Annotated in this window: 10 protein-coding genes; 4 read left to right on the top strand and 6 right to left on the bottom strand. The window is 42.9% G+C overall.

The window, feature by feature from the left end; genetic code table 11:
* Nucleotides 1–47 precede the first annotated feature (47 nt).
* Entirely contained in the window at nt 48–737 is a 690-nt protein-coding gene (locus ADJ77_RS02280) for an HAD family hydrolase (RefSeq protein WP_025079011.1), read from the bottom strand.
* A 483-nt stretch (nt 738–1,220) separates the two neighbouring features.
* Between ADJ77_RS02280 and nrdD the strand changes: the two genes are divergently transcribed.
* The 4 genes from nrdD (at nt 1,221) to ADJ77_RS02260 (ending at nt 7,028) form a co-directional block, all read left to right on the top strand.
* Nucleotides 1,221–3,380, top strand: a complete 2,160-nt coding sequence (nrdD, locus tag ADJ77_RS02275) for an anaerobic ribonucleoside-triphosphate reductase (protein ID WP_025079010.1) — start codon at nt 1,221–1,223, stop codon at nt 3,378–3,380.
* A 120-nt stretch (nt 3,381–3,500) separates the two neighbouring features.
* Nucleotides 3,501–3,653: a hypothetical protein gene (locus tag ADJ77_RS02270; RefSeq protein ID WP_154663379.1), complete on the top strand. Its 153-nt coding sequence runs from the start codon at nt 3,501–3,503 to the stop codon at nt 3,651–3,653.
* A 320-nt stretch (nt 3,654–3,973) separates the two neighbouring features.
* Nucleotides 3,974–5,221, top strand: a complete 1,248-nt coding sequence (locus ADJ77_RS02265) for a DKNYY domain-containing protein (RefSeq protein WP_167336708.1) — start codon at nt 3,974–3,976, stop codon at nt 5,219–5,221.
* Between the two features lie 499 nt (nt 5,222–5,720).
* Nucleotides 5,721–7,028: an IS5 family transposase gene (locus ADJ77_RS02260; protein WP_050695982.1), complete on the top strand. Its 1,308-nt coding sequence runs from the start codon at nt 5,721–5,723 to the stop codon at nt 7,026–7,028.
* A 130-nt stretch (nt 7,029–7,158) separates the two neighbouring features.
* Here the strand turns inward: ADJ77_RS02260 and ADJ77_RS02255 are convergent, their stop codons facing one another.
* The 5 genes from ADJ77_RS02255 to ADJ77_RS02235 all read right to left on the bottom strand — a co-directional run bounded on the left by ADJ77_RS02255 (nt 7,159) and on the right by ADJ77_RS02235 (nt 15,439).
* Nucleotides 7,159–7,740 (bottom strand): hypothetical protein, encoded by a 582-nt coding sequence (locus tag ADJ77_RS02255; protein WP_025078478.1) that lies wholly within the window; start codon nt 7,738–7,740, stop codon nt 7,159–7,161.
* A 198-nt stretch (nt 7,741–7,938) separates the two neighbouring features.
* The gene (carB, locus tag ADJ77_RS02250; RefSeq protein ID WP_050695981.1) at nt 7,939–11,163 is read right to left on the bottom strand and encodes a carbamoyl-phosphate synthase (glutamine-hydrolyzing) large subunit; all 3,225 of its coding nucleotides are present in this window, start codon (nt 11,161–11,163) and stop codon (nt 7,939–7,941) included.
* The gene (carA, locus tag ADJ77_RS02245; protein ID WP_025078477.1) at nt 11,163–12,239 is read right to left on the bottom strand and encodes a glutamine-hydrolyzing carbamoyl-phosphate synthase small subunit; all 1,077 of its coding nucleotides are present in this window, start codon (nt 12,237–12,239) and stop codon (nt 11,163–11,165) included. The genes carB and carA overlap by 1 nt, the downstream gene beginning before the upstream one ends.
* A gap of 133 nt (nt 12,240–12,372) precedes the next feature.
* Nucleotides 12,373–14,277, bottom strand: a complete 1,905-nt coding sequence (locus ADJ77_RS02240) for an amidophosphoribosyltransferase (protein WP_025078476.1) — start codon at nt 14,275–14,277, stop codon at nt 12,373–12,375.
* 361 nt (nt 14,278–14,638) lie between these two features.
* Complete coding sequence (locus ADJ77_RS02235; protein ID WP_025078475.1) at nt 14,639–15,439, bottom strand: polysaccharide biosynthesis/export family protein; 801 nt, start codon at nt 15,437–15,439, stop codon at nt 14,639–14,641.
* Between the last annotated feature and the right edge of the window lie 149 nt (nt 15,440–15,588).

Genomic DNA, 15,588 nt, shown 5'->3' with positions numbered 1-15,588 from the left:
TTTCTGGGCTAATTAGCCCAATTAGGCAAAAAAGGCTAATAAAAACCTTACAAAAGCCCCTTCAACTGCGTAAACTCATCAAGTTTCAACAAGTGGGAATGATCATATTCATCTACCACCTCATGCTGCCATATTGTGTGGAAAGGTATGTATGCCGTCCAGCCTCCAAGTTTCAATACTGGCTCAATATCCGAACGGAAAGAGTTTCCAACCATCAACAACTGGTCAACCTTCACACCAAACTGTTCACACAAACGGTAATAGGACTCCTCGGTCTTATCTGACACAACAACAATGTCATCAAAATAGGGACGCAGCCCTGAACGGTCAAACTTGTTTTCCTGGTCAAGCAGTTCACCTTTTGTGAACACCACTAAATGATACTTGCCAGAATTGCGCAACTGTTTCAACGTCTCCTCCACACCTTCAATCGGTTTACCTGGCAACTGCAACAGCCCTTTGCCCAGATTGATAATCTTCATCACTTCCTCAGCCGTCAACAACCCATCACTCACCCGTGTGGCATTCTCCAGCAAAGAAAGCATGAAAGCCTTGCTGCCATAACCGAAAAGCGGCATATTTGCCGTCTCTGTAGCAAAGAGGGCTTTCGATATTTCGTCCGCAGAAGCATAAGATGCAAGCAGCTCGCAATATGCCTTCTCTACTGCCTCGAAATAGGTCTGACACACCCATAGAGTATCATCAGCATCAAAGGCTATCAATGATATATCAGTCATAATCTTATCGCTTTGAGCTGCAAAAGTACGCCTTTTATCTTTGTAAAACAAAAAACATCAAAGAAATAATCCTCCTTACTCATTGACAACATCATGTCTCGCAAACCTCAAAATAAAAATAAAACAAACCTGTGTATCGTGAACTCTCATCCCATACATTCAATATTATCCTGAAAACATAATCAATATTTAAAATAAAGTTCAACTACAACTATAAGTCTTAAACCTTTATATTACTGATATTTACACTCAAAAAATGCAGTTAATGAGTAATTTATCCAATAAATTTAAGTCAAATTATTCTTTGAGAAATGAATACTTTTACTTAAATTTGCACCATAAAGTTTTTCAAAATAGAAAACTTAGGAAGAAAGAAAACGAAAAAAGTTATCCAAAACTGACAACTTATACTCAGCCACAATATAAATTATCTTACAACTTACAAACGATTATAAACGCCTAAAAAAGTATAAAACATAAACAATGGAAATGAAGAACTTCACGATCACCAAACGTGATGGGTCGAAGGAACGATTCTCCCTCGACAAGATTATGAATGCCATCCTCAAGGCATTCGAGAGTGTCAACGAGCCTACTGATTTAGGTACGGTGTCGAAAATTCTCTCCGACCTGGACATACAGAACGACATCAAGGTAGAGGATATTCAGAACCAGGTTGAGATGGCACTGATGAAAGAGGGCTACTACAATGTGGCAAAGAGCTTCATCGTCTACCGTCAGCAGCACACTGAAGACCGCGAGACGCTTGAAAAGATGAAGTTTCTCTCTGACTATTGCGTAGCCACGAACGCTGCAACGGGCTCAAAGTTTGACGCCAATGCCAACGTTGAACACAAGAACATTGCAACACTCATAGGAGAACTGCCTAAGCAGGGATTCATCCGCCTGAACCGCCGCTTACTTGTTGACCGCATCAAGAAAATGTATGGCAAGGATTTGGCTGACGAGTATATTGACCTCCTCACCCACCATTTTATATATAAGAACGATGAGACAAACCTCGCCAACTACTGTGCTTCCATCACAATGTATCCTTGGCTCATCGGTGGAACAACCTCTATTGGCGGCAACTCTACCGCACCAACCAATCTGAAGAGTTTCTGTGGCGGCTTCATCAATATGGTATTCATGGTTTCATCCATGCTTGCCGGTGCCTGCGCCACACCTGAGTTCTTGATGTACATGAACTATTTCATTCAGAAAGAATATGGTAAGGACTATTGGAAACGAGCTGACGAAGTAGTAGACCTCAGTCTAAGAAAACGTACGATAGACAAGATGATTACCGACAACTTCGAGCAGATTGTCTACTCATTGAACCAGCCGACTGGTGCCCGCAACTATCAGGCTGTATTCTGGAACATATCTTATTACGACCGCCCTTACTTCGAGTCGCTCTTTGGCAACTTCTATTTTCCTGATGGTTCGCAGCCCGATTGGGAGAGTCTGTCATGGTTACAGAAACGTTTCATGAGCTGGTTCAACCAGGAACGTCTCAAGACTGTCCTAACCTTCCCGGTTGAAACAATGGCACTTTTAGCCGAAAACGGCGACTGCAAGGATGAAGAATGGGGCGACTTTGCAGCCAAGATGTACTCAGAAGGACATAGCTTCTTCACCTATATGAGTGACAATGCTGACTCACTCAGTTCATGCTGCCGCCTGCGCAATGAAATCCAAGACAATGGCTTCTCCTATACTCTCGGAGCTGGTGGCGTTTCAACAGGTTCAAAGAGTGTACTAACCATCAACCTCAATCGCTGCATCCAGTATGCTGTCAACCACAACCTTGACTACAAGGAATATTTAAACCATGTCATCGAATTGTGTCATAAGGTCCAGTTGGCTTACAATGAGAACCTTAAAGAACTTATGCACAATCACATGTTGCCACTCTTTGATGCTGGGTACATCAACATTGACCGCCAATACCTCACCATTGGTATCAACGGTCTTGTGGAAGCAGCAGAATTCATGGGACTTGACATTACTCCTAATGAAGACTACAAAAAGTTCGTGCAGACTGTCCTCGGGCTCATCGAGACACAGAACAAGGCTTTCCGCACCAAGGAAGCAATGTTCAACTGTGAGATGATTCCTGCCGAGAATGTGGGAGTAAAACATGCGAAATGGGACCACGAGGATGGATACTTCGTTCCTCGAAACTGTTACAACAGCTATTTCTATCGTGTAGAAGACAACTCACTGACAATTCTCGACAAGTTCAAGCTGCACGGTGCACCTTACATCGAGCATCTGACGGGTGGTTCAGCACTTCACATAAACCTCGAGGAACACCTCTCTGAGCCACAGTATCGCCAGCTTCTGCGTGTTGCCGCACAGGAAGGATGCAACTATTTTACATTCAATATACCCAACACTGTCTGCAACGACTGCGGTCATATTGACAAGCGTTACCTACACGAATGTCCGCATTGCCATTCAACAAACGTTGATTATCTCACTCGCATCATCGGCTACATGAAGCGTGTCAGCAACTTCTCTGCTCCTCGTCAGGAAGAAGCACACCATCGTTTCTATGCAGGAGGAGATAAATACACTGTCGGAGCAACTGCTGAAAAGCAATTAAAAGAAACAGTTGCAGAACCTCTGAAGGTATAATCAATACAAAGTATTCACCTGAATAATGCAGCTTGTCGGCAGAACAGGGAAAACATATCTATCATTATGAAGCAGGGAAGCACAGCTTGTGTTTCCCTGCTTCGTATCGTATATAAACACATGAAATCAAGTAAAGCCTTACTCTTCGTGCACCGTTCCATGCTGGATTATTATACCAAAAAACATAATGTGGCAGCCACTGACAAAGAATCGCTGACACCAACACGCTTTTTACCAGAAAAGAAAGAAAATCTTTACCCAACTGATGTATAATTGCAGAATTTTATATAAGTTTGCAGAATAAAGCAGTACCTGACAATCTGAACGCAAAATCATTGCACATAATTTATAGATTAAACAGCGGCTGCAATCTGGTAGTAAGAATTAAAGCATTTTTTCAGATGAATGAAACAGACTATGAGCTCTCATGGATAGAGAAAATAATGGGAGGAAAATTGACAACAGTTGAAAAATCCTTCTGTCAAGTCCTTTTTCTCCTGTTGCTGGTTTGGCCGGTAGCAGCTATAATATTGTTTAAAACTGCACTCTCTGGTGCTGAGGTTTTATGGGTATCAAATACCATAAGACTTACCATGGCATTATTCGTATTACCCTACCCGATTTACCTCCTGCCACTACTAATCTTTTCGCGTAAGATAGCACTACACTACAAGAATCCTTATCTATTCTATATCATAGCAACAGTTCCGTTCTATATCATTATCTGTAGTAACCTCCTTTACATCAGTCCACTTGCAAATGCACGACCTAAAGGAGCAGACCCGTTCACTTACAAGGATTATGGGCACCGGTCTTATGGATGGGATAAGTTCCGGGTATATTATGCATTTGAACCTCTTGAAGGGGCTGACGCTGCAACATTCCAGGTCATGGAAAAGAACACAGATTATGCAACAGACAAAAACCACGTCTATTATAGAGGATATGTCTTAGAGGGAGCAAAACCAAAGACATTTGTGATGGTCAATGATCAGATAGCACGTGACGGAAAAGATTATTATACCTCTGGACTCCCTTTCTGTGTATCAGATTATAAATCATTCCGACTTAAAGATGAACATTGGTGTATAGACAAGAATTACGCCTATTATATAGATACAAAGGTTGATTTTTACGGAGTCCTGAAAGTTTCTTTGGGTGATTATAAGTCTTTTTCACCCATAAATGACACGTATGCACATGACAGCCGTCAGGTGTATTACAAAAACAAAATCATTAAAGGGGCTGATGCTGCCACTTTCAACCTTATCGAAGACTATGAGCCTATAGGTAAGGACAAGAATGGTATTTACTATATGGATATACTCACAGATGTGAAAGACTATGATAAATTATCTACATTAACGGATGCTTCCGATTTTTACAAGGATAATGCTGGTGTCTATACCAGGAACTTGCTGAAGATGCCAGACGGAGTTGATACGCTGAAACTTTCCTATATAGATTATCTCACAGATTGGATTACTGATACAAAAAATGTCTATTGGCGGAACCTGGTTGTACTGGGTGCCGACCCTAAAAGTTTTGCTCCTCTGACTTCTATCTGTCTGACCGAAAAAGTAGTCTACGATAATGGTACTGATACCGGCGATTACGGAGCAGATCTTTATCACATATTCTATAGGGACAAGATGCTTAAAGATGCAGACTTAGCAAGTTTTGTATATGGTTGGGACTCACAGGCAAAGATTGCCTTTGCCTACGATAAGCATCGCTTCTATGAAGGACATTCTACACCGCTCATTCAGAAATTCCGGAAAGGAAAACTTAAGAATGAAAGCGAAATGGAAAGAGATTATGAAGAAGGATATGCACATTAAAACAACGTATCGCCGTGAAGCTGTATGAACTACGCTTCACGGCGATACGTTGTATATCTATTACGTTATATGAAAATAAATCTCACCGACTGATAAGACTTTCCCTTATAAGATAGTTATTAGAACCTTACTATATATCATTATAATAATCCTATTATTCCATATTCTACCAATGTGTTGTTGCTCAGCACCATTGGTGTTGTTAGTAAACACCAATGGTGCTGAGTGCTAAATACATTGCCATATATTGCTGAAGCAGAAGCAACTTGTTGTTAGAAAAGAGTTCTATTACCCAAACAAGACTTATCTGATAAAAGAGGCTTACTTTCCCAAAGACGATACAAATGTTATCTACTTAAATGAAAGCATGGAAGAGTAAGCTATTTAGTCGTTCCTTAAATACATTATATTATACTGATTTACAGTTAATTATCTCTCTATTTATTTGTATATTTCTGCAAGTTTTTGTACCTTTACAGTATAAAACTTGCAGAAATATATGTTAAAAAGGACCTCTAATCAATTATCATTATTCTCTTCCTTAGAGGATATGCTCAATCACAATCACCCCCTTTATACGCTTGGTAATAAAATCAACTGGCGTAGATTTGAAGACTCCTTCTCTCGTTTGTATTGTAGTACAAATGGTCGCCCTGCGCATCCTATTCGTTTGATGTGCGGACTTTTAATCTTGAAACACTTGCGTAATATCTCTGACGAAAGTGTTGTTTTACAGTGGAGTGAAAATGCTTATTATCAGTATTTCTGTGGTCAACTGGAGTTTCTTCCTAAAGAACCTTGCGAAGCTTCTGATTTGGTTCACTTCCGCAATCGTATAGGCGAAGAAGGAATTGAAGTCATTCTTGCTGAGAGCATCCGTGTCAATACTGAGAATGATAATGAGGATCATTTTAACACAGCTTTTATAGATTCTACGGTACAGGAGAAGAATATCACTTACCCAACGGATGCGAAGTTGCATAAAAAGATAATCAATCGAGTGCTCAAAATCGTTCGTGAGAAGAAACTTCCTTTACGTCAGAGCTACCAAAGGACACTGAAAGCAATCTCTCGCAACCAACGTTTTCGCAATCACCCCAGGAGTCACAGGAAGGCTGTCAAGGCTGACCGGAGTCTGCGCACCATAGCCGGTCGTTTGGTCAGAGAACCTGACCGTAATCTTCCTGACAGGAAAGGCTATGAAAAGATGTTTGAGCTCTTCTATAAGGTCCTTTCTCAAAAACGTAACAGTCGTAATAAGATATATTCTCTTCACGAGCCTGAAGTACAATGCATCAGTAAGGGTAAGGAACATAAGAAGTATGAGTTTGGCAACAAAGCTTCCTTTATCCGTTCGCTATCAGGAATTATTCTTGCTGCCGTTTCTTTTAGGAATGAATATGATGGGCATACCATAGAAGCATCCTTACAACAAACCGAAAGAATGACAGGCAAGCGCATTGATAACTTGGCAGGAGACAGAGGATATAGAGGAACAGATCTGGTTGGAACAACAAAAATACTCATACCACAAGCCCCTAAAGACAAAGATAGTTACTATCAAAAGAAAAAGAAACACAAACTGTTTTGCAAGCGGGCAGGAATAGAGCCTACCATAGGACATCTTAAAAGTGATTACAGATTATCTCGCAACTTTTATAAAGGTGTGAAAGGGGATGCTATGAATATAATGCTGGCAGCTGCAGCATATAACTTCAGAAGAGCTATGAGAGCTCTTTTGTGCTTTACAAAAACTATCATCGAAAAGTCAGTTTTGGTTGACTTTTCGACAAAATGGGCTTTTTAAGGAACGACTATTTAAGTTTTATCAGACAACAAAAAAATATTTATCAAGTCCTATGAAAACAAATCTTACCGACTGACAAGATGATTCTTACTACCACCGTCCTTCACTGTAAAACATAGTATTCAGAATTCTATTTCCTCTTTGCCAACGCAGCTATAGCATCAAAACTATAAACAAGCGTCCCACTGGTAAAGGTGGTTGTCTCTATCTTGAGGGAGCTGTTCTTACGAAGACAATCAACAAAGGCTTCAGGATTCTGGACAAAAGCAGAGTCTGTCTGCTTACTGACACCAGGCTTATAAGTGAAGCGTCCCACCTCATCCCCATGTGCATAGACACGGACGAAGTTGGTTGTGTCATAACTATTGCCTGCAAACTGCTCTCCATCGCCGAGAATCATACACACCTCTACACCCACACGTCCAAGATAACGGACACGGATGGTCATACGATTGGAAGCTGTTATCTGCGACTTCTTGTTCGGTGCACTCTGCATCTTGGCAATAGCAGAATCGTTGAGATAGGTCCATGAAGAGACGTATGTCCCGTCACCAGATGAGGCACTATCGAGGTCGACTGCAATCATTGTGTCAATCTGTGTTGTATCATAATGCCCTACTCCACGTGACGAACAGCCGGAACAGGAAGAGAATGCCGTTGCTGCCATAGCCACAAAACCTAAAGGCAACAACATCATAGAATGTAGTTTCATTTTTTAAGGAGTTAAGATGTCTGGAGGAAGTTCAAGGAGTCAGGGAAGTCAGAAGCTGTCAAGACTATTCTCCCGATTCCATTTGAGGAAGCCAAGGGAGTTAACCAAAAAATATTGTAGCTTATAGGAAGCAACTAAAATGCCTGCTGTTACCGTAACTCTTTCTAACTCCCTTGGCTCCTTCAACTCCAAGAGCTATTAATATTCTCCCCAAGCCTTGATATCAATGTCATCCAAGCTGACATTGCAGAAGGCCGAGATAAAAGCACTTGCCAGTCGGCTGTTCGTAATCAGCGGAACATTGAGATCAATGGCTGCACGGCGAATCTTGTAACCATTGGTCAACTCACGTGGAGTAAGGTCCTTTGGCATATTCACCACCATGTCAATCTTCTTCTCGTGCAGGAGGTCAAGAGCCTGTGGCTGCTGTCCTTCATCTGAAGGCATATAGACAAGTGTGTTCTCTATACCATTCTCTGTGAGATACTTTGACGTACCAACTGTTGCATAAAGTTCATAGCCATGCTGCTTCAACATCTTTGCAGCATCAAGCATTTCAGCCTTCTGCTTTGCACCACCTGTCGAGAGTAGGATAGTCTTCTTCGGAATACGATGCCCCACTGAGAGCATTGATTTCAACAAGGCAGTTGAGGTATCATCGCCCAAACAGCCGACTTCGCCTGTAGAACTCATATCAACACCCAGCACCGGATCAGCTTTCTGCAAGCGGTTGAAAGAGAACTGGGAAGCCTTAATACCCACATAATCAAGGTCAAAGAGGTTCTTGTTAGGCTTCTCGACAGGCGCACCGAGCATAATCTTCGTGGCCAAGTCTATGAGATTGAGCTTCAAAACCTTACTTACGAATGGGAATGAACGGCTCGCACGGAGGTTACACTCGATAACAAGAATATCATTGTCACGTGCCATGAACTGAATATTGAACGGTCCGTTAATATGCAGTTTCTTTGCTATCTGACGGCTGATGCGCTTGATACGGCGCATCGTCTCAACATAGAGCTTCTGCGGTGGGAACTGGATTGTAGCATCACCAGAGTGAACACCGGCAAACTCAATATGTTCAGAAATAGCGTATGCCATAATCTCACCGTCCTGTGCAACAGCGTCCATTTCAATCTCCTTGGCATATTCAATGAACTTACTTACCACAACAGGGTGGTCAACACTGACATTAGCTGCCAGCTGAAGGAAGCGGGTAAGCTCGTCTTTGTTAGAACAGATGTTCATCGCAGCACCTGAAAGGACATAAGACGGACGGACAAGAACAGGGAAACCGACACGGTCGACAAACTTATCAATGTCGTCCATGCTTGTCAGTGCGCTCCATTCAGGCTGGTTGATACCGTTCTCCGTGAGCATAGATGAGAACTTGGCACGGTCTTCAGCATTATCAATATCCTTTGCTGATGTTCCAAGAATAGGCACATTCTCCTCATCAAGATACATCGCAAGATTGTTAGGAATCTGACCACCAGTTGACACAATCACACCATGTGGATTCTCTGCATCAATAATATCCATTACACGCTCAAAGGTCAACTCATCAAAGTAGAGACGGTCGCACATGTCGTAATCCGTTGAAACAGTCTCTGGATTATAATTAATCATAATAGAGCGATAACCCTGACGGCGAATTGTATTCAATGCCTGAACACCACACCAGTCAAACTCAACAGAACTACCAATGCGGTAAGCACCTGAACCGAGTACGATAACCGAGTTACGGTCATTAGAGAAGGTTATGTCAGAAGCTACGCCAGCATAGGTAACATAGAGGTAATTGGTCTGTGCCGGATACTCTGCTGCCAGCGTATCAATCTGCTTGACAACGGGAAGAATGCCAAAGCCCTTGCGTAAACGACGGACAATCCTCATCGCCTGGTGCATGTTCTGACATTCCTCTTCCAAGCCTACAGCGCGTGCAATCTGGAAGTCGGTAAAGCCATAAACCTTGGCTGTTCGCAGGAGTTCTTTATCAAGAGTATTGATATTCTTACGCTTCAGCTCCTCATCAATGTCAATAATATGCTTGAGTTTGTTGAGGAACCAACGGTCAATCTTAGTCAGATCGTGAATCTGGTCAACCGTATATCCCTTGTGCATTGCCTTGGAAATAAGGAATACACGCTTGTCAGTCGGCTCACGCAGGGCTGCATCAAGGTCGTCAATCTGTAACTCTTTGTTCTCAACAAAGCCGTGCATACCCTGCCCTATCATGCGAAGACCTTTCTGAATAGCCTCCTCAAAGTTACGGCCAATAGCCATTACCTCACCGACAGACTTCATACTTGAACCTAACTCCTTATCAACGCCACGGAATTTACTGAGGTCCCAACGTGGAATCTTGCAGACTACATAGTCGAGTGCCGGTTCAAAGAAAGCTGAGGTTGTCTTTGTTACAGAATTCTTCAATTCAAAGAGCCCGTAGCCCATACCCAGCTTGGCTGCAACGAAAGCAAGCGGATATCCTGTCGCCTTGCTGGCAAGAGCTGAAGAACGTGACAGACGGGCATTGACCTCAATAACACGATAGTCCTCGCTCTCCGGGTCGAAAGCATACTGAACATTACATTCACCGACAATACCAATATGGCGAACAATCTTGATAGACAGTGCACGCAACTTGTGATACTCGCTGTTTGAAAGCGTCTGAGACGGTGCAATAACGATAGACTCACCTGTATGAATTCCAAGCGGATCGAAGTTCTCCATGTTACAAACCGTGATACAATTGTCATAACGGTCACGTACAACTTCATATTCAATTTCTTTCCAACCCTTCAGACTCTTCTCAACCAGCACCTGTGGAGAGAAGGAGAAAGCCTTTTCACAGAGTGTATTCAACTCTTCTTCGTTATCAGCAAAGCCACTGCCAAGACCGCCCAATGCGTATGCTGCACGAACGATGACAGGATAACCGAGGTTCTTGGCAGCCATACGTGCCTGCTGAATATCCTCACAAGCCTCACTCTTGATGGTCTTTACATCAATCTCATCCAACCGCTCCACAAAGAGTTCACGGTCCTCAGTATCCATGATTGCCTTGACCGGAGTTCCCAAAACCTTTACATTATACTTCTGCAAAACTCCTGTCTTATCCAGTTCAACACCACAGTTCAATGCAGTCTGTCCTCCGAAAGACAGTAGGATACCATCAGGGCGTTCCTTCTCTATGACACGCTCAACAAAATAAGGCTGAACAGGAAGGAAGTAAATCTGGTCCGCAACACCTTCGGATGTTTGTACCGTAGCAATGTTTGGATTGATCAGAACCGTAGAAACACCTTCCTCATGCAACGCCTTCAACGCCTGTGAACCAGAGTAATCAAACTCACCTGCCTCACCAATCTTCAATGCGCCTGAACCAAGTATCAGGACTTTCTTTATTGACTCGTCTTTCATTATTTCAGTGTTTCTACGAATTTATCAAACATAAAGTAAGTATCAACCGGACCAGAGCAAGCCTCTGGATGGAACTGAGAGGTAAACCAAGGATTCTCCTTGTGGCGGATTCCTTCATTACTTCCATCGTTCATGTTGACGAAAAGTTCCTGCCAATCCTTGTCCAGAGTTGTTGCATCAACTGCATAACCATGATTCTGTGAGGTAATGTAACACTTGTCCGTACCCACCATGCGCACTGGCTGATTGTGTCCACGATGACCGTATTTCAGCTTGTAAATCTTTGCTCCTGCTGCCTTTGACAGTAACTGGTTACCCATGCAGATACCACAGATTGGTTTCTTACTCAAACACATCTGCTTGCGGATGACTTCAACAGCATCGTTGCACATATCAGGATCGCCAGGTCCGTTGCCAAGAAAAAGGCCATCATAGTCCATTCCTGTATAATCATAGTTCCAAGGCACTCGGATAACCTCAACACCTCTGGTAATAAGTGAGCGGATAATATTGGCTTTTACACCACAGTCAACAAGTACAACCTTCTTACCAGCACCCTCATTGTAGCGGATAATCTCCTTTGTTGAAACACGATCTACGAAGTTTACACCCTCGTAGTCAGCCTCAGGAATATTATCTGGTTCATCATCAAAGAGTATCTTACCCATCATCACTCCATGCTCACGCAGCACCTTGGTGAGCTCACGTGTATCAATACCAGTAATGCCCGGTACGTGTTCACGCTTCAGCCAGTCAGCCAGACTCTCCACGGCATTCCAGTGGGAATGCTCCTCTGTATAGTCAGACACGATCAAGGCTGAGGCATAGATTTTATCACTCTCCATGAAGGTTGGGATGCCACTTTCCTCAATGGTAAATGGTGGCACTCCATAGTTACCCACCAACGGGAAGGTCATTGTAATCAGCTGACCTGCGTATGAAGGGTCTGTCAAGCTCTCTGGATAACCCATCATAGCTGTATTGAAGACTACTTCACCAGCCACCGGGGTATCGTATCCAAACGACTTTCCATGGAATTTTGTTCCGTCACTTAGGACTAAAGTTACGTTCCTCATTGCTTATAGTATTGTTGGATTGATTGTTTCCAAATTCTTTTCATGAAAATAAATATTTTCTTTCGTGAAAAGAAATATTTTCTTTCATGAAAATAATTATTTATCATCATGATAATAATTAACAGTCAAGCGATTATTCGGCTTCTGCAGCATGCGGATGCTCACGCTCATAATATTTGATGAAGGCTTCATTGACAAGCCTCATGCCACCTGGAGTCGGATAGTTTCCTGTGAAATACCAGTCACCAGGATGGTTGGGAATAGCATTATGCAAGCCTTCCACGCTCTGGAAAACAAGTTCGACAGGAGTCGTCATGCCCTCTGGACGCAGCATATCTATAATCTTACGATTGATTTCTTCCACCGTAAAAGGCTTGTAAATGGCACGGATAGCATTGAACACAGGCTCTCCCTTGGACTTTTCCAGCTCCTTCTTGCAATTCGCATAGATTTCATGAAGGAGACTTTCCATTCCACGTTCACGAATCAGCTCGATAACAGCACGGAAGACACAGAACTCTTCAGGACTTGACATATCAATTCCATAGTAGTCGGGGAAGCGAATCTGTGGTGCACTGGATACAACAACTATCTTCTTAGGATGTAGGCGGTCGAGGATGCGGAGAATACTCTCACGCAGTGTTGTACCACGAACAATAGAATCATCTATGATGACAAGATTATCCTCATAGGGCTTGATGCACTCATACGTTACATCATATACGTGTGACGCAAGGTCGTTCCGGGAATTACCCTCAGTAATGAAAGTACGCAACTTAATATCCTTCCATGCCACCTTCTCCGAGCGTACATCCTGATGAATGACACGATAGACTTCCTCTGCTGAAGCATTAGGACCTAAAGCGGCTATCTGTTCCACCTTTTTCTTATCAATCCATTCCTTGAAACCATGGACGAGACCATAGAAAGCAACCTCTGCCGTGTTGGGGATATACGACAGAACGGTATGCTTGGTGTCATAACCAACTGCTTTCAACACAGGCTCGGTCAGCTGCCGTCCAAGCGTCTCCCGTTCCTTATATATATCACGGTCTGAGCCACGGGAGAAGTAGATGCGTTCGAACGAACATGCAGAATAAGTCTTAGGTTCGAGAATCTGCTGTAATGAGAACTCACCACGCTTATTGACAATCAGAGCCTGCCCAGGCTTCAACTCCTGAATATCGTCACACTCAAGATCGAAAGTGGTCTGCAGAACCGGGCGTTCACTTGCCAGAACAACAATCTCATCATTCTTATAGTAGAAAGCCGGACGGATTGCCCACGGGTCACGGATAGAGAACATCTCACCCGAACCAGTCAGCCCACAGATAACGTAACCGCCATCAAAGTACTGCATCGTGGTCTTGAGGACATTACTCATCTGTACATTCTCTTCAATGTAGTTTGTTATCGCACGGTTCTCCAGCCCTAACTTCTGCGCATCAACAAAGTTACGTTCCACCTCACGGTCAAGTCTGTGCCCCATCAGTTCCAACAGGATATAAGTGTCGCTGTAGATACGCGGACACTGTCCCTGCGCAGTCAGCTTGTCGAAGACATCACCGATGTTGGTCATATTGAAGTTGCCACACATACAGAGATTCTTTGCTTTCCAGTTGTTCCGGCGCAGGAAGGGATGGACATAAGAAAGGCCACTCTTGCCGGTAGTTGAGTACCGGAGGTGGCCCATATAAAGTTCTCCCGCAAAGGGAAGATTCGTTTTTGCAAAAGAAACATCATACAACTGCTCCTGCGAGAAGTCTTTGTAATGCTTATGAACGTTGGCAAAGATTTCAGAGACAGCATTTTTGCCCTCTGCCCGCTCACGGAACATATATTCATTACCAGGCACAGAAGCCAGCTTTACGGAAGCAAGACCTGCTCCCTCCTGCCCACGGTTATGCTGTTTCTCCATCATCAGATAGAGCTTGTTGAGTGCATACATCCACGTGCCATACTTCTCCTGATAATACTCCAGCGGCTTCAGCAATCGGATCATTGCCACACCGCAATCTTCATGAATGTTCTTTTCCATTAATAAGATTTCTGTCTATCTTTTACTTTTAAATTAGTCTATCTCTTTTGCAGGCTATCCCATTTGTAGAGAAAATTGCTATCAAAACTCCTGTATCTGTACCTGCCTCCTCATGCAAGGCGTTCCAAGCATCTGATTAGGATAGGGAACTTTCACGCTTCCCCTGATGTATTCAGCTATACAACACATATCCCTAATACAATCCTTTACCGTATTTGAAAAAAGAGAACATCTCTCACACCCTCTCTTTCTGATAGTCCCTCAAAGGTTACTATCCAAGACATGGATGTCAAAGATATTCTCATTCCACTTATGTTTTATCCACAGGAGGACCTTTGTAACAGTCTCCAAGGACAGAATATTACTTTCTCAACACGTTTACCAGCAGTGAAGCAACTGATGTCACAATGCCAATGAACGAGAACCAAAGGGTAGTAGAACTACCAATACCAGAGTTCTTAGCCTTTACAGTATTTGGTTCAATATAAAGGACATCATTCTGCTGAAGATAATAATAAGGTGAATTCAACAGGTTTGCATCGTTGAGATTCAAACGTACAACATGCTTCTCACCCGTAGCATCCTCACGAATCAACATAATGTTATTACGCTTACCGTAAACTCCAAGGTCACCGGCCTGTGCTATAGCTTCCATCACGCTCATCTTCTCCGTTGAAACCGGGATAACACCAGGGCTGCCCACTTCACCGAGAACCGTCACATGATAACTACTCATACGAACTGTTACGATTGGATTCTCCGTACGAGCCAGATATGGCTGAATCTTGCTCTTGATCAGGTCTTCACACTCAGGCTTGGTCAAGCCACTGACATGAATCTTACCAATGACAGGGAAATTGATGAAACCAGAGTTATCAACCAGATAACCTTGCAAAGAACCGCCACCAGATCCAACCTGCTTGCCACTACCCAACTGATTGCGCACCTGTAAATTAAAAGGAGCCGCAGCATCAGGATCGGTAGTGTTTACCGTAATCGTCAATTCGTCTTTTGGCATGATGCGTGCATCATACAAGCCACGTGAAGCAGCAAGGCTAATAGAATCAGCATTCTCTAAGTAAGTAAAGCCCTTACTTGAGCCACATCCCGTCATGGTCATAATCATAGCCGTAACTATGAGGGAGAAAATAATCTTTTTCATTTAAATAAATAACGTGTAGTCAACTATCAACATTAATTTTAGCAAAATAAAAACGAACGAAAACAAAGGAGCTTCTATCCTTATTTCATCGGTCGAAATATATTCTTTGCAAAAATACAACTATTTTCTGATAACCGCAAACTAATATC

The organism is Prevotella fusca JCM 17724 (assembly GCF_001262015.1).
GTDB classification, from domain to species: domain Bacteria; phylum Bacteroidota; class Bacteroidia; order Bacteroidales; family Bacteroidaceae; genus Prevotella; species Prevotella fusca.
Note: the sequence above shows the minus strand (reverse complement) of the source record. Positions and strands in the feature narration are given on the sequence as shown.

Excerpts from the sequence above, each read along its gene's own strand:
- carB (WP_050695981.1), bottom strand. The coding sequence starts at position 11,163 with ATGAAAGACGAGTCAATAAAGAAAGTCCTGATACTTGGTTCAGGCGCA.
- ADJ77_RS02240 (WP_025078476.1), bottom strand. The coding sequence starts at position 14,277 with ATGGAAAAGAACATTCATGAAGATTGCGGTGTGGCAATGATCCGATTG.
- ADJ77_RS02265 (WP_167336708.1), top strand. The coding sequence starts at position 3,974 with ATGGCATTATTCGTATTACCCTACCCGATTTACCTCCTGCCACTACTA.
- nrdD (WP_025079010.1), top strand. The coding sequence starts at position 1,221 with ATGGAAATGAAGAACTTCACGATCACCAAACGTGATGGGTCGAAGGAA.
- ADJ77_RS02235 (WP_025078475.1), bottom strand. The coding sequence starts at position 15,439 with ATGAAAAAGATTATTTTCTCCCTCATAGTTACGGCTATGATTATGACC.
- ADJ77_RS02255 (WP_025078478.1), bottom strand. The coding sequence starts at position 7,740 with ATGAAACTACATTCTATGATGTTGTTGCCTTTAGGTTTTGTGGCTATG.
- ADJ77_RS02270 (WP_154663379.1), top strand. The coding sequence starts at position 3,501 with ATGAAATCAAGTAAAGCCTTACTCTTCGTGCACCGTTCCATGCTGGAT.
- ADJ77_RS02260 (WP_050695982.1), top strand. The coding sequence starts at position 5,721 with ATGTTAAAAAGGACCTCTAATCAATTATCATTATTCTCTTCCTTAGAG.
- carA (WP_025078477.1), bottom strand. The coding sequence starts at position 12,239 with ATGAGGAACGTAACTTTAGTCCTAAGTGACGGAACAAAATTCCATGGA.
- ADJ77_RS02280 (WP_025079011.1), bottom strand. The coding sequence starts at position 737 with ATGACTGATATATCATTGATAGCCTTTGATGCTGATGATACTCTATGG.